An 18,513-nucleotide genomic window follows, 5' to 3' on the forward strand; every position below is an offset into this window, starting at 1 on the left:
ACCGAGAGTTTAGCTTACGAAAGGTATGGCTATATTTAAGCCTGGTATTGGATCAGGCTGCTCTTCGCAGCAGTCTGGAAACCAGTCCAAGCAAAAAAACAAAGATTGCAGTACCGATAATAGCAGGAATAATTGCGAAATCGCCGATCACCGGTCCAAAATTTCCAAACAATAATGCACCTAACCATGAGCCGACAAAACCAGCAATGGCTGCACCGATGATACCACCTGGCATGTTATCGCCTGCCAGTGCATTTCCGATGATACCAATAATAATAGCTAGAATCAGGCTGATAATAATTCCCCACATATGAACGCCTCCTTTTCCAGTGAAATGGCTTGGATTCAGATGAGGTGAAGAACAAGCCGGCTAATCGATTCGGTCTTACTTCGTATATAAACCGTGTTCATACAGCATGAAACATTACGATTCATTGGGCATTAACGGTAAGGAAGTTGCTGAGGGCGCCGCTTTTGCCACAAAGACAGGCAGTAAGCACAGGCAGCAAGCCAGAGAGCGCCGCTAAAAAAGCCAGCCAGCACATCGGTTGGATAATGCACACCCAGATAAATACGCGTCGTACCGATGATGACAATGAGGCAGATACCGGACACAATCGCAGGCCACATCGGTCGACCTTGCTGTTTGCGATACCGCGCCCAGATGAAGAACAACATACCATACATCGCTGCGGCAATCGTTGCATGTCCACTTGGAAAGCTATAGCCCGAAGCTGGTGTCCAGAATTCCAGCTCTGGTCGCGGACGCATAAAGTGGGCTTTAAGCAGCGTATTCAGCTGCCAAGCACCAGCTGTCGTGATGACGATCATCAGCGCTTCGCGATATTGTCGCCAGCTAATCAGGAGCGCCATAAAGCTAAGCGCCACAAACATCGTCGGGTAAAAGGAACCCAGATACGTAAAGAATAGCATAATACTACGCAGCGGCTCCCCGTGGTATTCACGCAGATCGCGCTGGAATTCATTTTCCCATACATGGATATTGACGCCAAATATTGCTTGCATCAACCAGATGGCTGCTTCTAGCAGCAAAAACGAACCTACTGCACCGCCAATCAGCACGAGAATGATTAGTAGCCAGAGGGGAATAGAGGGAGGAGAACGGTGCCCGGATGTACCGGAAACAGATCGCATAGAGATGGTCATCGCCTTCTTTCATTTTAAAATCAATAATCGTCCAGCTATAGCAGCCTGTCGATCACCTGCATCAGATTAGAACGTATTCACCGCATCCATTGCCAAGCAACAGCAAATGCTAATCACCGCCAAATCATGCAGAGAACATATTCCATTTGTAATCGTTATGTTAAATATAACCGCCGCCCGGCGTCTGAACCTTGTTAGCTGCAAACAAATCGTGAACAGAATCGCGCTCACTTTACTATCAATAGAAAGGAGCACGTGGCAGGAGCACAGTTATACGCTATCTCTAACAAATGACAAAGCCCGCCACCGTGGGAACGGAAGCGGGCTTTGCGGGCAGGCATTACTTGTTGCGCAGACGTCCAAGTTCAGAGACGAGGGCTTCCACTTCGCTAATGCTCAGATTCGGTTTGTTCATCACAATATCGTAGACATCATGAATATCTTCATACTGATCCAGCGAAAAGGCAGAAGCTTGCATCGCTGCGCCACTTGCCATCCGTAGCTTTGTTTTAATACCTTCAATCATAATGCTCAGATTTTCAGGCGTTGGTTGAGACAGGTCCATAATATCGTGTGCTCCTTCGTTTTCGCAAATAACTGATTTTGTTGTATTGTATCATGGATATGGAGTGGGAACCAACATTTTGCGGTAACGGAAGTCATGAGGTAAAATGACAGAAAATACGATCAACACGATGAGGGGAATCTACCATTATATGATTAATCGCCGTTCAAGCCTGCTGCCATATGATCAGCAGAACCGACGCAATGTAAATATGGATGGCATGGTGCAATTTTTCCGAATGATTCACAGCAGGCATACGCTGGATCAACTCGCCTTTGTCTGCATTGGCACCGATCGTTCCACTGGCGATGCGCTCGGTCCGTTAACCGGTAGTGGTCTGGAAGCACACGGCATTCCCCATGTCGTCGGCACGATGGAGCATCCGTGTGATGCGCATAACTTGCATGTACGCATCCCGCAGATTGCTGAGCATCTGACGATTGTCGCTATCGACGCCTGTCTTGGACAACCGCGTTCGGTCGGATTATATAGCATCGGCGAAGAACCGCTGTTCCCGGCATTGTCCGTCGGTGGTCAATTTCCGGGTGTTGGTACGTATAGCATCGCTGCTATCATCAACGAGAATGGACCCAAACCGTACGTAACCTTGCAAACGACATCCCTGCACCGGGTTATGAATATGTCGAACGATATTGTACAGGCTGCGGTACGCGGACTTGGCTTACATCGTGCCAATTCATCGATGATATGATCCATGCATTGTATATTATGATCTTTGGTGATCTATGTATAGAATAAAATTTAATTTGAAAATACGATCCTATACCGACTACAGGAGGAATATATTATGAGCAATCTGTCACCTCAATCTACCCCATCTCTGCTGCATTATACCGACTCTGGCAAGGGAACACCTGTCATACTGCTGCACGGATTTTTCGGAAGTTCTGCCTATTGGGACGAAGTCGTACCTCTACTAAATGCACACATGCGCTGTATCGTACCCGATCTGCGCGGACATGGGCGTAGTCTTGCACCAGAAGGCAGCTATCGAATCGAGCAAATGGCAGACGACATCATCGCCCTGCTGGATCATCTGGAATTGGATCAAGCCGTAGTGCTCGGACACTCCATGGGCGGCTATATCGCACTGGCGCTGGCAGAACAACATAGCGACCGTTTGCAAGCATGGGGACTCATTCACTCCACCGCCCACGAAGATACACCCGAAGCCAAAGAAAAACGCTTGCAAGCCGTATCCAAAATCAACAGCGAAGGCGTAGCTACCTTTGTCGATGGCTTCGTCGAAGGATTATTCGCACCAGCTTCCGTAGACCAATTCCCACAAGCTATCCAAAAAGCCCGCGAAATCGGCTACAATACACCGCCACAAGGCGGCTGCGGCGCCGCACTCGCCATGCGCGAGCGCCCGGATCGAAGACAAGTGCTGTCATCGTCAACTCTGCCGATCCTGCTAGTCGCTGGCGAACACGACCAACTCATCCCAGCAGACCGCCTGTTTACCGCCGAAGGCACCAACATCACCACCGCCACCATCCCAGCCGTCGGTCACATGAGCCTACTAGAAGCACCCGAGAAACTAGCAGAAATCATCACTTCATTCGTTCAAAAACTATAAATCTTGCTAACGGATCAAGTATTCCGTCTAATCATTACAAATAAACACCAATGCCATCATCACATCAAGACGTTCCAATCCAAACCAACTGTTCCCAAAATTGCATATCCCCCAACCATCCATTATAGTTAAGCAACAAATCAGTAAACCATATAAACTTATTTTCATATCCGAACCTATATTTTAATGCAAATCCAATTAAAATATGCCACAAAAACTTGTTATAACTCAAACAAACCTATAACAGCTTGAAATAGGCAAAGCAGATAAAGTAGACGGAGCAATCAAAACACTTCAACGCACCACAGTACCTATTACTTCAATACTGCTCTACCCAGAGACAAGGTAAACTTGCATGATGCACCGGCACAGAGCGGAGGAAAGGAAATAAGGAGAAAGGGCGACTTTGGAGGGGCGGGAATCTACAGCTATCACCTTATCCGTAGATTCCCGCGGCTCCACCGGAGTCCCGTCTCCTTATTCCTTTCCAAAGCGGATGTCCCCAGCAGAAACTGCATTTACCCCACTCTCCAACCATGTAAAGGCGGGATACCCAATGTTCAGAAAAGACTACCTCATGGGCATGATCGAAGACATGACCACCATGATTGCCAAAGCATTTGGCTTAAAAGAACAAAAGAAATACACCGAAGCATTATGGGAAACAGACGATCTGATGCGCAAAAACTTTCGCTTGAACAGCGAACTGGTCAACCGCATGCCGACGGAAGAGATCGTTGAGATGTTCCGTGTCGGTGCGACCGTAGAAGTGGATCAACTGCAAGGACTGGCACGGATGGTCAGCGTCGAAGCGGATATTTATGATGCCGCTGGGAATGAAGATGAAGCCGTCGTGCGCCGCATCAAAGCGCTCAATCTGTTCCTGTACAGCGCCATCAATCAGGCAGATCGCAGCCTGCTGGATTATCCGGCACAGATCGACGGTCTGCTGGATGCGCTCGAAGAATTCGTGCTGCCAGCGGCTGTTGAGAAATTGATGGTGGAATATGAGCAGCAGGAAGGCTATTATGATAATGCGGCAGATGCCGTGCGCCGTCTCGTAGAACTAGATGCTGCGGAAGGCAAACAGATCGGTCATGAATTTTACGTGCGTATGCAGGTGAAGACCGATGAGGAGCTGGAAGCGGGCGGATTAAGCCGCGCGGAAGTTGAAGACGGACTGGTTCGTTTTCAAAATTGAACAAATGGAAAGTGAGATGTACGCAATGGAGTCACTCCACAAATTGATTCACCAACTCACCGAAGGCGGAGAACTGATCTCGGCAACATTGAGCCAGCGCCGCAAGCGTGACCCGGAAGCATTCGCCAAAGTGGTCATCAAGCCGGTTGAGTTGAAGAAGCAGCTGTTCTACCAGTTTGCTTATCATTACAGCAACAAGGTTACTCATGACAATGTACCGGCTGCCGAAGCCGCAGGTCCGCTGATGGAACTGTTTGAACAGCATTTGCGTCAGGGGCTGCTTTGCACGCCCGAAGCCGATTACCAAATATTGGTCAGCAAAAAGTACAAAGTATCCATTTTGAAGAAAACCGCTACCAAAACGGTCGCTGACCTGAATCATAATCGCAAAAAGCGCTACATTTTGGACGAAGGTGAGCCAGTTCCATTTTTGGTGGAGCTGGGCATTATGAATGCCGACGGCAAAGTGCTAGCGAAGAAGTACGACAAGTTCCGTCAGATCAACCGCTTTTTGGAGATGGTGCAGGATATTTTGCCTGCGCTGCCGGAAGGTCGCGAGCTAACCATTGTCGATTTTGGTTGCGGCAAGTCATATCTGACATTTGCCTTGTATCATTATCTGAATATTCAGCAGCGTCGTCCGCTGCGCATCGTCGGTCTCGATCTGAAAGCAGATGTCATTCAGCATTGCAGCCAGCTCGCCGAGAAACTGAACTATGAACATCTGCGCTTCCTCGTTGGCGATATTGCCGATTACGACGAGCTGGATCAGGTCGATATGGTCGTTACGCTGCACGCATGTGATACCGCGACGGATGCCGCGTTGGAAAAAGCAGTCCGCTGGGACGCTTCTGCCATCCTGAGCGTACCGTGCTGCCAGCATGAACTGTTCAGTCAGGTGCAGAACGATGCACTCAGCCCATTGTTATCGCATGGCATTTTAAAAGAACGCTTCTCCGCTCTTGCGACCGATGCGATCCGTGCCAAGCTGCTTGATCTGATGGGCTATCGTACGCAGCTGCTGGAATTCATTGATATGGAGCATACGCCCAAAAACATCTTGATCCGCGCAGTCAAAGGCTCCGCTGGCGAGATGCCTGTCATGTGGCAGGAATATACGGTATTCCGCGATATGCTGCAAGCCGATCCCTATCTGGAAAATGCCTGTCGGGATCTGTTGCCGCAGGAAGTTGGAACGACTTCCAACTGATTCGTCAACTGCTGTATTCAAACAGAGTTCATAATGATCATCTATACTGCAATAAGCCGGCGTTGCCACCGCGCAATGATCCGGCTTATTTTCATATGTCGCTATGCAACCGGGATGGTATGATTGGAATCGCGCAGTTTCTGCTCGTGCTAATGCTTGTAAAGTAGCTGCTTTACAGGCGGGTGTGCTAAAATATGTAAGGACATCATGAGCATGAGCTGCATGCGTGGGAATACATACGCCCGGATATAGAGAACGTACACATATACAAGGAGGATTGGTGGAGATTATTTCCAATATTATTGCCCAATTACTGCATATGGTCGAGCAACTTGGTTATTTCGGTATCATGCTCGGACTGATGATTGAGGTTATTCCAAGTGAGATCGTACTGGCTTACGGTGGTTATCTTGTTCATATCGGTAGTATCAACTATTTTGGCGCTGTGCTGTTCGGAACCGTCGGCGGTGTGCTAGCGCAGCTGTTCATTTACTGGATCGGACGCTATGGCGGACGCCCAGTGCTGGACAAATACGGCAAATACATTTTGATCAAAAAAAGCCATATCGACCATGCGGAAGAATGGTTTGCTAAATACGGTACAGGTGTTATTTTCACCGCTCGCTTTATTCCGGTTGTACGCCATGCCATCTCCATCCCGGCAGGTATCGCCAAAATGTCACATATGCGCTTTATTTTGCTGACAACGATGGCGGTTATTCCATGGTCGGCATTGTTTGTGTATCTCGGTATGATACTGGGCAGCCAGTGGGAAAATATCGACGAAATTGCCGGAAAATACACAACGCCAATATTAATTGTTGCTGTTGTGCTGTTGGCAGGCTACCTTCTGGTTAAAATGAAGATGAAGAAAAAATAATCTGCATTTCGAAAGGCGGCTAACTTCATGAGCAAACGCAATCTGGCAGACAAATGGGAACAAGCCATTACACCGCAACAATTCATGGATGGTATGACCAAGAACAAGGAAACATTTCATGACAACTACCAGCTGTTCAATTGGACCGATCTGGATGATCATGAATTTTTCAAACTGCTGAACCAGCGCGATGATCTGCGCTCGCTAATCGTAGCAGCAGACTGGTGCGGCGATGTAGTGCGCAACATTCCGGTCGTATTCCGCGCGTTTGAAGAAGGCGGTATTCCAACCAAAGTGTTGATTATGGAAGAACATCTTGATGTGATCGACGAATATCTAACGATGGGCGGACGTTCCATACCGGTTGTGATCATTACCGATACCGGTGGTCATGTACTCGGTCAATGGGGTCCACGTCCAGAGCATGTACAGGAATTGATGGTACAGTTCCGTGAGGAGAATCCCGACCGCGAAGCACCGGATTACAAAGATAAAATGGCAGTCGTGCGTCAGCATATGATGGAGCGGTATGGCGAAGGTTCCGCTTCACATGCGATGGTCATCCGCGAACTGCATGAATTATTGTCAGGAGTGTGAGTTATCTTGTTTAAAGTTGAAAGCTTTTCTCTCGGACCGCTGCAAACGAATGCGTATCTACTCATCAACGAAGAGAGCAAGCAGGCGGTTGTGATCGATCCGGGTATGAACCCAAGTTCGCTTATTCGTCGTATTCAGACGCTGGGTGTGCAGCTGGAAGCTATTTTGCTCACGCATGCTCATTTTGATCATATGGGCGGTGTAGAAGAGATGCGCCAGCATTTTGACTGCCCGGTGTACCTGCATGATCTGGAAGCGGAATGGATGACCAATGCCAAGCTGAACGGTTCAGCGAATTGGCCGCAAGTGACACCACCGCTTACGGCAGAACCTGCGGAACATGCGCTGGATGAAGGGCAGAAGCTAGAGCTGATCGGTCATACGTTTACCGTCTACCATACACCGGGACATTCGCCGGGTAGCGTCAGCTTCCTGAATAGTACGCATTTATTTTCCGGTGATGTCTTGTTCCGTATGGGTGTAGGGCGTACCGATCTGACTGGCGGCAGCGAACGTCAGCTGGTAGATTCGATTCGTACCAAGCTGTATACCTTTGCCGATGATGTGACTGTGTATCCCGGACATGGACCGCGTACGACGATCGGTGCTGAAAAAGCCAGCAATCCATATGTGCCTGCATAATATAGTGATGTAACACGAAATGATAATTTTCGACAAGAAATTTGCAATTTGCTATTGTATTGCGCGCAATTATGAATATAATAAACATATGCACGAGCACGCGGACCGCATGATCATCACGGTTTGCGTGCTTTCTTTCTATCTTTTTTCCATTTTTTGTTGAAATAAGAGCATCCAAAGCCGATAACTAAACGTATAATCTTTTGACACCAATCGACGCGGATGCACGTAGAAGATACTCATATCATTTTGGCAAGAGGATTTGGATGTAACTTTCATGATAGAAGTGGACACTACTTACTTTTTGTAGTAGGATGTACAAATAAGTAGATACAGCTAGGAGGAGATAAACGATGCTACACCTCGGAGAAAAAGTCGTAGTCGTCGCTGATACCTTTGAGCAAAATCTGCCTGTAGGCGATTACGGATATATCATCGCATATGACCGCAATCCTGATAATGCCTTCGATTATGTCGTTCGCATTCCCAAAGCGAATCGTAACTTCTTCGTCCCGGCTGTCGATATCGAGCCAGAGGAAAAGTTGCTGCAACAGGAAGCGGAACGAGTCGGACGCGAGGCACTCATCGATTATGCTCTGGCGACACATAATGAACAGTTGTTTTTCCATGTAATGAATGGTGGAGAGATTCCAGTCCCAGAAGAACCGTTAACTGATAAAAGCGCACAGGCGGATTTCGTCAAACAGATCAATCTGCGCGCGTGGATTTAAAAGAGTCGGCTAAGCCGGCTCTTTTTTTGTATGCTTCGCTTTAACGGATTGAATTGTACCAGCATGTACCCTATAATGAGAAAAGTTATTTCCGACCGCATCCAGACAGGATTTGTCCTGATATGGACGACGGATGAACGGTATAGCATCAAAGGAGGATGGCATATGAGTATTAATATTCAGGATGTGGAGCACGTAGCGCGTCTGGCTCGTCTCGACTTGAGCGAAGAGGAAAAGGAAATGTTTACAGCGCAACTGAGCGCCATTTTAAAATATGCGGAAAAGCTGAATGAGCTGGATACCGACAATGTGGAGCCAACGACCCACGTTCTTCACGTCAGCAATGTGATGCGTGACGATGAAGTGAAGGAAAGCCTGCCGATTGAAAAAGTACTGCTGAACGCACCGGACGACGAAGACGGACAGTTCAAAGTTCCTGCCGTATTGGAATAGGTACACCCGGCGCATAGCCAAACTGCGGATACAGAATTAAAGGAGGACATGCAAGTGACTTTATTTGACCTCAGTCTGAATGAAATACATAACCGGCTGCATGCCGGCGATCTGTCTGTAACCGATCTGGTACAGCAGGCGTTTCAGACCATTAACGAACGTGATGACCAAATCCAAGCGTATCTGACGCTGGATGAAGAGGGTGCTACCCGTCAGGCGAAGACGCTAGACGCGAAACTGGCATCTGGCGGCGAGCGCGGACTGCTGTTTGGTCTGCCAGTCGGCGTGAAGGATAACATCGTAACCGAAGGACTGCGCACAACGTGTGCTAGCCAATTTTTACGTAATTATGATCCGATCTACAATGCAACAGTAGTCGAGAAGCTGCAAGCGGCAGATTCCGTTACACTAGGTAAACTCAATATGGACGAATTTGCGATGGGCGGTTCCAATGAGAACTCTAGCTTTAAGCCTGTGCGCAATCCATGGAGTCTGGATCATGTACCGGGCGGCTCCAGCGGTGGTTCAGCAGCAGCAGTCGCTGCGGGCGAGGCTTACTTTACACTCGGCTCGGATACTGGCGGCTCGATTCGTCAGCCAGCGTCATATTGTGGCGTCGTTGGGCTGAAGCCGACGTACGGTCTGGTTTCCCGTTTCGGTCTTGTTGCCTTTGCATCCTCATTGGATCAGATCGGTCCAATTACCAAAAATGTAGAAGATTCTGCGTATGTGCTGCAAGCGATCGCTGGCTATGATGCCAAAGATTCGACTTCGGCAAATGTAGATATTCCCGACTATATCAGTTCTCTGACTGGTGATATCAAAGGTCTGAAGATCGCCGTGCCATCCGAATATATCGGTGAAGGTGTCGATCCAGCGATCAAGCAATCCATTATGGACTCGCTCAAAGTATTGGAAGGACTCGGTGCGCAGTGGGAAGAAGTATCGCTGCCATACACCGAGTACGCGGTAGCGACGTATTATCTGCTTGCTTCTTCGGAAGCTTCGTCGAATCTGGCGCGCTTTGACGGTGTACGTTATGGCGTACGTGCTGACAATCCGGGCAATCTGCTGGAATTGTATCATCAGTCCCGCAGTCAAGGCTTCGGACCAGAAGTAAAACGCCGGATTATGCTTGGCACGTATGCACTCAGCTCCGGTTACTATGATGCCTACTACCTCAAAGCGCAAAAAGTCCGTACCCTAATCAAACAGGACTTTGACAATGTATTTGCCAAATACGACGTCATTATCGGACCGGCTGCACCGACGACCGCGTTCAAGCTAGGTTCGCAAGTGGATGATCCGTTGACGATGTATCTGAACGACATTTTGACCATTCCAGTCAGTCTGGCAGGCGTACCGGCAATCAGTGTTCCGTGCGGATTTGTATCCGGGTTGCCAGTCGGCATGCAGATTATCGGCAAAGCCTTTGACGAACAGACGGTTTTGCGTGTGGCGCATGCATTTGAACAACATACCGATTTCCACAAGCAGCGTCCACAGCTGTAACCACATCTGAAGAAGGAGGAACTACCGATGTCCACAGCCAGATACGAAACTGTTGTCGGGCTTGAAGTTCACGTTGAGCTTCATACCAAATCCAAAATTTTCTGCGGTTGCTCCACCGCCTTTGGCGCACCGCCGAATACCCATACATGCCCTGTCTGTCTCGGTCACCCGGGCGTATTGCCCGTATTGAACCGTCAGGCAGTTGATTATGCAATGAAAGCGGCGATGGCGCTGAACTGTCAAGTGGCAGATATTAGCAAATTCGACCGTAAAAACTACTTTTATCCCGATTCGCCCAAAGCGTATCAAATCTCTCAATTTGATCAGCCGATCGGCGAACATGGCTGGATCGATATCGAAGTTGATGGTGTAACCAAGCGCATCGGCGTGACCCGTCTGCATCTGGAAGAAGACGCGGGCAAACTGACCCATACGTCAGGTGGCTACGATTCACTCGTTGACTTTAACCGTGTCGGCACACCGCTGATTGAGATTGTATCCGAGCCGGACATTTCCTCACCGGAAGAAGCCCGTGCTTATTTGGAAAAGCTGCGCGCGATTATGCAGTACTGCGACGTATCCGATGTGAAAATGGAAGAAGGCTCCCTGCGCTGCGATGCCAACATCAGCTTACGTCCAGTCGGTCAGGAGAAGCTCGGCACACGCGCCGAACTGAAAAACATGAACTCTTTCCGCGGTGTACAGCGCGGTCTGGAATACGAACAACTGCGTCAGGCACAAATTCTGGATGATGGCGAGCTAGTTGTACAGGAGACACGCCGCTGGGATGAAGCTCAGGGCAAAACGATCTCCATGCGTGGTAAAGAAGAATCGCATGACTATCGTTACTTCCCGGACCCGGATCTGGTTACTCTGCATATCGATCAGGAATGGAAAGACCGTGTTCGCGCGTCCATTCCAGAGCTGCCGGATGCACGTCAGGCACGTTATGCATCTGAATACGGATTGCCGGCATACGATGCAGCTGTCGTTACTTCGTCCAAACCGCTTGCCGATCTGTTTGAAGAAAGCTTGAATTATACGAAGGATGCCAAATCAGCAGCCAACTGGATTCAGGGCGAGTTGCTTGGTTATCTCAACGCAGGCAATCTGGAGCTGACCGATGTACCGCTGACTGGACAGCATCTAGGTGAGATGATCGGCTTGATTGAGAAAGGCACGATCAGCAACAAGATCGCCAAAACTGTTTTCAAAGACATGCTGCAATCAGGCAAATCGCCACAACAGGTCGTTGAAGAAAAAGGTCTGACCCAGATCAGCGATACCGGCGCGATCCAATCGATCGTCGAAGAAGTGATTGCCGCTAATCCGCAATCTGTTGCTGACTACCAGGCAGGTAAGGACAAAGCGATCGGCTTCCTCGTTGGTCAGGTAATGAAACAAAGTAAAGGGAAAGCAAACCCTGGCATGGTCAACCAACTGCTGGCGGAATTGCTACCGCGTTAAGCTATCCATCATCATCGCAACTATCAGTACAAGGACCTCACATTCCACTCTGTGGAGCATGAGGTCCTTCTTTGCAGGTATACTTATATCCATAGACAGATAGAACATATGGAGCAGAATGGTTGTCAAAGGACACCATGTCGTCCGACAGAGAGAGGGGAAGGTAATCATGATACGCCAGTTTTCGTTGCACGACGATGATACCGTACGTCAAATATGGAGCCTTCAACATATCGCCTACCGTATTGAAGCAGAGATGATCGGGGCAAAGGAGCTGCCACCGTTAATGGATACGATGGAGAGTTTGCGCAGTTGCGGTGAAACCTTTTATGGAGAAGTGGACGAGGATGGCGAGATTCATGGCGTCGTCGCTGTACTGCGCGAGAAGCCAGATACGCTCACCATTACACGCATGATGGTGCATCCAGATTACGGTCGTAAAGGCATCGGCAGTCAGCTGCTGAATCATGTCTTTGCGCAGCACTCGCAGGTGCCGCTTTATATCGTGTCCACTGGTACATTGAACGAACCCGCTGTTGGTCTGTACCGCAAAGCTGGTTTTGAACCGGTTGAAGCCTTCGATGTAGCACCCGGTGTGGAACTGACGACTTTTCATCGCCACAATCCGAATGCAGTACAGACAGACAACAGGGAGGAATAGCCTTGGTCATCGACAATCCGTGGTTTATTGATAACACTCATATTTTGATTCGTTTACTGATATCGATGCTGTTAGGCGGTTTGATTGGCTGGGAGCGTGAACGTTCCAGTCATGCTGCCGGATTGCGCACGCATATTCTCGTTTGTGTCGGTTCGACGCTTATTATGCTGCTGTCTGTGTACGGATTTTCTGAATTTGTTAATGAAACGAATGTACGGATTGACCCGGCGCGTCTGGCAACAGCCGTCATTTCCGGTATTGGTTTTCTCGGGGCAGGTACGATTCTGTTTACTGGCAAAGCGATCACAGGTCTGACGACCGCTGCCTCATTGTGGGTAGTCGCTGCGATTGGACTCGCGATTGGCGCAGGCTTTTATTTTGCATCCATTACGGCGACAGCACTGGTGCTGTTGAATCTATGGGTACTTAACATCGTGGAGCTACGCTATATTCGCCGCAGTAAGGCACATTCGATTACCGTAGAAGGGGTGTCTGGTATTTTGACGTTGGAGCGTGTATCCAAATTTCTCTATGCCGAGAATATTACGATCAAGAAGGTCACCTTTATCAAGGAGCGCAGCGGGCATACGATTTCTTCTGAAATTCTGCTAACTGAACTGCGTATGAATGTGGAGATTCACCACGATTACAGCCCAATGGACATTATCGGTCGTCTGCAAAAGATCGAAGGCGTTACCGCTGTTTCATTTGAATAAATAGACATTACTCATCGTCTCTGATGAATAAATCATACGCTCTGACATAGAAACCAATCAAAAACGCCATAACGGTGTAAATAGTAAACAGGTTGTTTTCATAATGGATTGTTTTGAATGGAAGGAGGACCCGGCATGACCACACCACCGTCCAAACTCCCGTTGAAGCGCAAATTTTTTGCGTTGCTTATCGCTGCACTATTTCCGGGTTTGGGTCATATGTATCTGGGATTAGCCCAGAAAGGGATTCAGTTTATCGCTCTGCTGCTGCTGGATGTGTCGGCACTGCTGTATTTTACATCCAAAGGCATCCAGATCAATTTGCCGCTGCTTATTTTGCTAGGGCTGCTGATCCCGATTATTTACTTTTACAACATCTACGACGTGCTGCAATCGACCGACTGGATCAATGATCATATTCGCGCATTGATTCCGTTTAAAAAGAAGCATCGCAGCTTCGCACGTCTGCGCGGCATCACCTTCGGTATTCTGCTTATTGTCGAGGGCGTGCTAATCTGCCTATTCTGGCTACGACCGTACTGGCTACGCAATATCGTCAGCTTCTGGGCAGGCTATCTGACCGCAGGTGTCTGTCTGGCAGTCGGTCTGGCACTGCTGATTTTCCAGATCGTGCGTATGTATCGTGGACTTCGTCGTCCGGCATCTGGCGAGGCAGGAGGTGTAATCCATGCCCGTAAAAATTAAAGCTGGTCGCATTACCGCAGCCCTGCTCTGGATCACACTTGGCGTGCTGGTCATGATGGATCAGCGCACTGGCGATGGACAACTGATGCTATTGCTCACCTGGTGGCCGCTCATTCTAGTTGCATGGGGCATTGAATATCTCGCCTTTTACATGTTGGCACGGTTGCGCAAGCTACGTTTGCGACTGGATATCAAAGGTGTACTGATCGCGATCGTAGCGGCGGCGGCTGTATTTCTCGTTACTGAGCAAAATCAGTATTTGTACTTATGGAGTAAAGTCAGTCTCGATCTGACCGCCGCTTCTGCCGAATTTAGCGAAGCTTCCGGTACACGTACAGAGCTGGATCAAGTAGATGTTCCGATTGCCGAAGAAACCGATGAGCTAACAGTCGAAGGTATTAACGGCGATCTGATTATTCATACTGGTAACGTAGATCAGGTGCGTGTACGCCCTGTCGTTTGGGTAGACGAACTTGACACCGAACAGGCGCAATCAATCGCTGAAGCTACGACGATCCAGACGAGTGAAGGCGAAGAGATTAATATCCACGCTGAGACGCAGGCGTACGGTCAATCGAAGAATCGTCAGCCCCGTGTCAATATGGAGATTACTCTGCCAACAGATCGTCATTTCGATATCAATGTCCAGACGACCAATGGCAAAATTACGATGAGTAACGTAGAGGCATTGCGTAACATTTCCGTACGTACTGGCAGCGGCGGTATTGTATTACGTAATCTGATGGGCGATGTCAAAGCCCAATCTACGAACGGCAATATGGATATCAACTCTATTCTTGGCAGTCTGAATGCTGAAACAAGTCAGGGTACGTTTAAAGTAAACGATATTAGCGGTGCAGCCAAACTGTATACTCAGGTTGGCGATATTACCCTGACCAGCGGGCTTGGAGACATCGATGTGAATACACGTAACGGTAACATTCTGGTCGACGAAGCCAATTTTGGTGTCAAAGCCCAAACGTTGAACGGCAACATTGAGATTCGTTCCGTCAGCATCGGCGCTGATTGGTCAGTATATAGCGCGGTCGGCGTGATCAGTCTGTATTTGCCACCGACTGGAGATTATGCCGTTGACGGCTCTAACAGTTATGGCACGCTCAAGACCGATCTGCCATTGGAAACGAAAAACAAAAACATCAGCGGTGAATTTGGTACTGGTGAACATACGGTACAAGTAGACGGTAACGGCGATCTGAATATTTTGCGCAATACCGACGCACTGGTCGAAGATAATGACGATGAACAGATCGTTCCAAGCAATGGAGAAACAGTACCGGAGCAAGGAACACAGGAAGGCGATGCAACAGACACTACCAATAACAGTACCGATCGCAGTACGAATAACAGTGCCAACTAACAGTATGAAATAGCAACGTCAATACTAATCGTAGCGCTGCTATTGCGAATGATCGGTATATCTTCATGCTAAACCATACTGACTGGCTCTTACTGTAAACAAACGCCAATACCATAAGCAACACAGTTTCAATTGCAGTACTTTTAACAGTAGTGTCATTACAGATAATGAATAAATGTATACACCCACCCAGCATCCATTTGTCCACGAACTCGTTCTGCCAGCTTGCAGCGTTGACAATCCCTTTTTGCAGCACGTAAAATGTAAATCATATACGTCTGCGCGTTACATGCAGGCATTACGCATCGCAACGGAACAGGAACCTGCGAAATTTGGAAGTTCAACAGGATGGTGGGCAGATGACAGCACGTGTAGAACATGCACTAGAACAACTGAAAACAAGTGGAGTGCGCATCACGCCACAACGACATGCTATATTGACCTATTTGCTGGAGGAGTTGGAGCATCCAAGCGCGGATGAGATTTACCGTGCGCTGGCGCCACGTTTTCCAAGCATGAGTGTGGCTACGGTATATAACAATCTGAAAATGCTGATGGAAGCGGGCATGGTACGCGAATTAACGTATGGAGACAGCTCCAGCCGTTTTGATGCTAACGTTACCGAGCATTATCATATTATTTGTCAGCAATGCGGCAAAATCGAAGACTTTCATTATCCGATTCTCGCTGATGTCGAGCATCAAGCGCAGAAGCATACCGGTTATCGTATTTCCGGTCATCGTATGGAAGTATCGGGAATTTGCCCGTCTTGCCAGCATACTCCACAAGCAATGAAGTAAACTATCTCGGCAGCACAGATCATTTCATCCTGTGCTGCTTTTTTTATGAAGTACAAGGTTAAACTACATAGAGAGAAGCAATCAGCATCATCCTACGTCCATCATGTCAATCCAGTACAGTCGCTATCGCATCTACAGATACCGCACAGCACATAGGAGGGTTACCTTGACCAGACAGAGGCGCTCACGCGCACGCAAAAGCCGTATCATCAAATGGTGGATTGGAATTTGGGTATTCATCATCGTTGCCGGATTCGCTGCCTTTTTGATTTTGCCTAACTCACTACATGAAGACCCAGATTGGAAAGGCTTGAACAAGCCTATTTTCGTGGAAGGCGTACTGATGGATCAACCCGCAGCTGGCAGTGGAGAATCGCTGCAACTGCCATTATCGGTTGTCCAATCGCAGATTAATGAGAACATCCGTTATGAAGAAAGCACACGTTCCGTCATTTTGACGACGGGTAGCAATATTATGCACTTGCAGGAAGGAAGTACCGAAGCAGAGCTAAATATGAAGTCTGAGCAGCTGCGTGTCGCTCCACAGCAAGAAGACGACATCTTCTACATTCCCATTGCGCCACTCAAACAGATTTATCATGTCGATGTATACGAAGATCCACAGACCGGAGCCGTTATTCTCATGCGCGCTGGCGACAACATACAATATGCCCATGTCTCTAACGGCGATAGCACCGTACCGATGCGAACAGATGATAGCATTCATGCACGTATCTATGCTGATGTAACGCCGGATAGCCGTCTGCGCATATGGGAAACGGGCGATCAATGGGTATTTGCTCAGCTGGATAGCGGAGTCGTCGGCTATATCCAGCGCAGTCAGATCGAACTGGAAAAGCTCGTTACCGTACCAGTGCCAACCATTGCTGACAATCGTGTCGATATTGACTGGCGTGGCAAAAAGGTCAATCTTGCTTGGGAAGCCGTTTATGAGAAGCGCATTGACCCGCACCAAATCGGCTCCTTGCCCGGTATCAATGTCCTTAGCCCAACCTGGTTCGAGATTATTGACAATAACGGCAATGTGCGTAGCAAAGCCGATATGGAATACGTCAATTGGGCGCATAACCGCAATATCGAAGTATGGGGTTTACTCAGTAACGGGTTTGACGCTGATCGTACAACACAGGCACTATCCACATATGAGAAACGCAGCCGCATCATTGCGCAAATGCTGGAATATGCCGATCTGTATCAACTGGATGGCATCAATATCGACTTTGAAAGTGTCCATACATCCGATGGACCGAATGTCGTACAATTCATACGTGAATTGAAGCCGTTAGCCGCACAGCGTAATTTGATCTTATCGATGGACGTTACACCAAAGTCGAACAGTGAACTATGGTCGAAGTTTCTAGATCGCCGCGCGTTGGCGCCATCGCTTGATTATATGATGCTGATGGCATACGACGAACATTGGGCGTCTAGTCCAGAATCGGGTTCGGTCGCTTCCTTACCATGGGTAGAGAACGCAACACGTCGTTTGCTGGAAGAAGACGAAGTGCCAGCGGATAAGCTTATACTAGGTGTCCCGCTCTATACCCGTATTTGGACGGAGCAGCAGGAGAATGGCAAGACGAAAGTCTCCTCGCGCGCATACGGTATGGAGAAGATCGCCAACCTGATTCAAGAGAAGAAGCTACAACCACAATACGACAAAACTACCGGACAAAACTATGTGGAATACCAGGACAACGGAGCCACCCAGAAAATCTGGATTGAAGACGAAGTATCCCTGCAAACTCGTGTCAAACTCGCCCGCGAACTCGGTCTGGGCGGTATCGCCTCATGGACTCGTAGCCTCGGCGATGATCGCGCCTGGAACGCCCTATCCGGCATATCAGCGCAATGATTCCACTAAGGATGCAATCATACCGAACCGAATCAACAAAGCAAACTTGGCGTGATGTAACCCCATTAGCATGATTCATAATTGTAATGACATTCTTGAACAAACGAGATAAGCACTCAAATATCCAAGCAATGGTTTCAGAAAAAGATAGCCTTTTCCGAATTATGGCGAAAAAGGCTGTCTTTTTCCGTGTTGATACAATATTTAAATGCATCGTAGCAAGCTTTGCATACAGCTTGTAAATTTCACATCTATTCATTTTTACGAAATTTTGCTTTGTACCAGCAGGAGAAAAAGGGGTGGTCAGCGAAATTGTTATGCAAGAAGGCATAGCATCGTCAGAATGGGATTT

Annotated in this window: 20 protein-coding genes; 17 read left to right on the top strand and 3 right to left on the bottom strand. The window is 48.3% G+C overall.

All coding sequences use genetic code 11. The annotated features are described in order from the left end of the window. Window positions 1-52: 52 nt before the first annotated feature. The 3 genes from ACE3MZ_RS04050 to ACE3MZ_RS04060 form a co-directional block, all read right to left on the bottom strand. Window positions 53-310: a GlsB/YeaQ/YmgE family stress response membrane protein gene (locus ACE3MZ_RS04050; RefSeq protein ID WP_411345227.1), complete on the bottom strand. Its 258-nt coding sequence runs from the start codon at window positions 308-310 to the stop codon at window positions 53-55. Window positions 311-441: 131 nt separating this feature from the next. Continuing rightward, window positions 442-1,167: a phosphatase PAP2 family protein gene (locus tag ACE3MZ_RS04055; protein WP_411345228.1), complete on the bottom strand. Its 726-nt coding sequence runs from the start codon at window positions 1,165-1,167 to the stop codon at window positions 442-444. A 340-nt stretch (window positions 1,168-1,507) separates the two neighbouring features. After that, window positions 1,508-1,732, bottom strand: a complete 225-nt coding sequence (locus ACE3MZ_RS04060) for a DUF1128 domain-containing protein (RefSeq protein ID WP_411345229.1) — start codon at window positions 1,730-1,732, stop codon at window positions 1,508-1,510. A gap of 106 nt (window positions 1,733-1,838) precedes the next feature. On the opposite strand from ACE3MZ_RS04060, the gene yyaC reads away from it, so the two are divergent. The 17 genes from yyaC (at window position 1,839) to ACE3MZ_RS04145 (ending at window position 18,161) form a co-directional block, all read left to right on the top strand. Continuing rightward, window positions 1,839-2,444, top strand: a complete 606-nt coding sequence (yyaC, locus tag ACE3MZ_RS04065) for a spore protease YyaC (protein ID WP_411345230.1) — start codon at window positions 1,839-1,841, stop codon at window positions 2,442-2,444. Window positions 2,445-2,540: 96 nt separating this feature from the next. Further along, window positions 2,541-3,332, top strand: a complete 792-nt coding sequence (locus ACE3MZ_RS04070) for an alpha/beta fold hydrolase (protein ID WP_411345231.1) — start codon at window positions 2,541-2,543, stop codon at window positions 3,330-3,332. Between the two features lie 556 nt (window positions 3,333-3,888). Beyond that, on the top strand, window positions 3,889-4,533 hold the full coding sequence (locus tag ACE3MZ_RS04075; protein ID WP_411345232.1) for a DUF6483 family protein: 645 nt from the start codon (window positions 3,889-3,891) through the stop codon (window positions 4,531-4,533). A 16-nt stretch (window positions 4,534-4,549) separates the two neighbouring features. Beyond that, on the top strand, window positions 4,550-5,743 hold the full coding sequence (locus ACE3MZ_RS04080) for a class I SAM-dependent methyltransferase (RefSeq protein ID WP_411345233.1): 1,194 nt from the start codon (window positions 4,550-4,552) through the stop codon (window positions 5,741-5,743). A gap of 280 nt (window positions 5,744-6,023) precedes the next feature. Continuing rightward, window positions 6,024-6,623, top strand: a complete 600-nt coding sequence (locus tag ACE3MZ_RS04085) for a DedA family protein (RefSeq protein WP_411345234.1) — start codon at window positions 6,024-6,026, stop codon at window positions 6,621-6,623. A 27-nt stretch (window positions 6,624-6,650) separates the two neighbouring features. Continuing rightward, a complete protein-coding gene (locus ACE3MZ_RS04090; protein ID WP_411345235.1) occupies window positions 6,651-7,220 on the top strand; it encodes a thioredoxin family protein in 570 nt (189 codons plus the stop codon). A 3-nt stretch (window positions 7,221-7,223) separates the two neighbouring features. Then, entirely contained in the window at window positions 7,224-7,862 is a 639-nt protein-coding gene (locus ACE3MZ_RS04095; protein ID WP_411346690.1) for an MBL fold metallo-hydrolase, read from the top strand. 353 nt (window positions 7,863-8,215) lie between these two features. Continuing rightward, on the top strand, window positions 8,216-8,593 hold the full coding sequence (locus ACE3MZ_RS04100) for an ATPase (RefSeq protein ID WP_411345236.1): 378 nt from the start codon (window positions 8,216-8,218) through the stop codon (window positions 8,591-8,593). 165 nt (window positions 8,594-8,758) lie between these two features. Continuing rightward, on the top strand, window positions 8,759-9,046 hold the full coding sequence (gene gatC / locus ACE3MZ_RS04105) for an Asp-tRNA(Asn)/Glu-tRNA(Gln) amidotransferase subunit GatC (RefSeq protein ID WP_411345237.1): 288 nt from the start codon (window positions 8,759-8,761) through the stop codon (window positions 9,044-9,046). A gap of 54 nt (window positions 9,047-9,100) precedes the next feature. Beyond that, window positions 9,101-10,558 (top strand): Asp-tRNA(Asn)/Glu-tRNA(Gln) amidotransferase subunit GatA, encoded by a 1,458-nt coding sequence (gene gatA / locus ACE3MZ_RS04110; RefSeq protein WP_411345238.1) that lies wholly within the window; start codon window positions 9,101-9,103, stop codon window positions 10,556-10,558. 27 nt (window positions 10,559-10,585) lie between these two features. Then, entirely contained in the window at window positions 10,586-12,025 is a 1,440-nt protein-coding gene (gatB, locus tag ACE3MZ_RS04115; protein ID WP_411345239.1) for an Asp-tRNA(Asn)/Glu-tRNA(Gln) amidotransferase subunit GatB, read from the top strand. 169 nt (window positions 12,026-12,194) lie between these two features. Further along, a complete protein-coding gene (locus ACE3MZ_RS04120; protein ID WP_411345240.1) occupies window positions 12,195-12,686 on the top strand; it encodes a GNAT family N-acetyltransferase in 492 nt (163 codons plus the stop codon). Between the two features lie 8 nt (window positions 12,687-12,694). After that, window positions 12,695-13,402: an MgtC/SapB family protein gene (locus tag ACE3MZ_RS04125; protein ID WP_411346691.1), complete on the top strand. Its 708-nt coding sequence runs from the start codon at window positions 12,695-12,697 to the stop codon at window positions 13,400-13,402. A 135-nt stretch (window positions 13,403-13,537) separates the two neighbouring features. Continuing rightward, on the top strand, window positions 13,538-14,107 hold the full coding sequence (locus ACE3MZ_RS04130) for a hypothetical protein (RefSeq protein WP_411345241.1): 570 nt from the start codon (window positions 13,538-13,540) through the stop codon (window positions 14,105-14,107). Further along, window positions 14,091-15,485, top strand: coding sequence for a DUF4097 family beta strand repeat-containing protein (locus ACE3MZ_RS04135; RefSeq protein WP_411345242.1), 1,395 nt, complete (start codon window positions 14,091-14,093; stop codon window positions 15,483-15,485). The genes ACE3MZ_RS04130 and ACE3MZ_RS04135 overlap by 17 nt, the downstream gene beginning before the upstream one ends. A 359-nt stretch (window positions 15,486-15,844) precedes the next feature. Beyond that, a complete protein-coding gene (locus ACE3MZ_RS04140; protein ID WP_411345243.1) occupies window positions 15,845-16,285 on the top strand; it encodes a Fur family transcriptional regulator in 441 nt (146 codons plus the stop codon). A 166-nt stretch (window positions 16,286-16,451) separates the two neighbouring features. Continuing rightward, window positions 16,452-18,161: a glycosyl hydrolase family 18 protein gene (locus ACE3MZ_RS04145; protein WP_411345244.1), complete on the top strand. Its 1,710-nt coding sequence runs from the start codon at window positions 16,452-16,454 to the stop codon at window positions 18,159-18,161. Window positions 18,162-18,513: the final 352 nt, after the last annotated feature.

Origin of the sequence: Paenibacillus sp. WLX1005 (assembly GCF_046603685.1) — a bacterium.
Taxonomy (GTDB): domain Bacteria; phylum Bacillota; class Bacilli; order Paenibacillales; family Paenibacillaceae; genus Saccharibacillus.

Excerpts from the sequence above, each read along its gene's own strand:
- ACE3MZ_RS04050 (WP_411345227.1), bottom strand. The coding sequence starts at position 310 with ATGTGGGGAATTATTATCAGCCTGATTCTAGCTATTATTATTGGTATC.
- ACE3MZ_RS04055 (WP_411345228.1), bottom strand. The coding sequence starts at position 1,167 with ATGACCATCTCTATGCGATCTGTTTCCGGTACATCCGGGCACCGTTCT.
- ACE3MZ_RS04060 (WP_411345229.1), bottom strand. The coding sequence starts at position 1,732 with ATGGACCTGTCTCAACCAACGCCTGAAAATCTGAGCATTATGATTGAA.
- yyaC (WP_411345230.1), top strand. The coding sequence starts at position 1,839 with ATGACAGAAAATACGATCAACACGATGAGGGGAATCTACCATTATATG.
- ACE3MZ_RS04070 (WP_411345231.1), top strand. The coding sequence starts at position 2,541 with ATGAGCAATCTGTCACCTCAATCTACCCCATCTCTGCTGCATTATACC.
- ACE3MZ_RS04075 (WP_411345232.1), top strand. The coding sequence starts at position 3,889 with ATGTTCAGAAAAGACTACCTCATGGGCATGATCGAAGACATGACCACC.
- ACE3MZ_RS04080 (WP_411345233.1), top strand. The coding sequence starts at position 4,550 with ATGTACGCAATGGAGTCACTCCACAAATTGATTCACCAACTCACCGAA.
- ACE3MZ_RS04090 (WP_411345235.1), top strand. The coding sequence starts at position 6,651 with ATGAGCAAACGCAATCTGGCAGACAAATGGGAACAAGCCATTACACCG.
- ACE3MZ_RS04100 (WP_411345236.1), top strand. The coding sequence starts at position 8,216 with ATGCTACACCTCGGAGAAAAAGTCGTAGTCGTCGCTGATACCTTTGAG.
- gatC (WP_411345237.1), top strand. The coding sequence starts at position 8,759 with ATGAGTATTAATATTCAGGATGTGGAGCACGTAGCGCGTCTGGCTCGT.
- gatB (WP_411345239.1), top strand. The coding sequence starts at position 10,586 with ATGTCCACAGCCAGATACGAAACTGTTGTCGGGCTTGAAGTTCACGTT.
- ACE3MZ_RS04120 (WP_411345240.1), top strand. The coding sequence starts at position 12,195 with ATGATACGCCAGTTTTCGTTGCACGACGATGATACCGTACGTCAAATA.
- ACE3MZ_RS04130 (WP_411345241.1), top strand. The coding sequence starts at position 13,538 with ATGACCACACCACCGTCCAAACTCCCGTTGAAGCGCAAATTTTTTGCG.
- ACE3MZ_RS04135 (WP_411345242.1), top strand. The coding sequence starts at position 14,091 with ATGCCCGTAAAAATTAAAGCTGGTCGCATTACCGCAGCCCTGCTCTGG.
- ACE3MZ_RS04140 (WP_411345243.1), top strand. The coding sequence starts at position 15,845 with ATGACAGCACGTGTAGAACATGCACTAGAACAACTGAAAACAAGTGGA.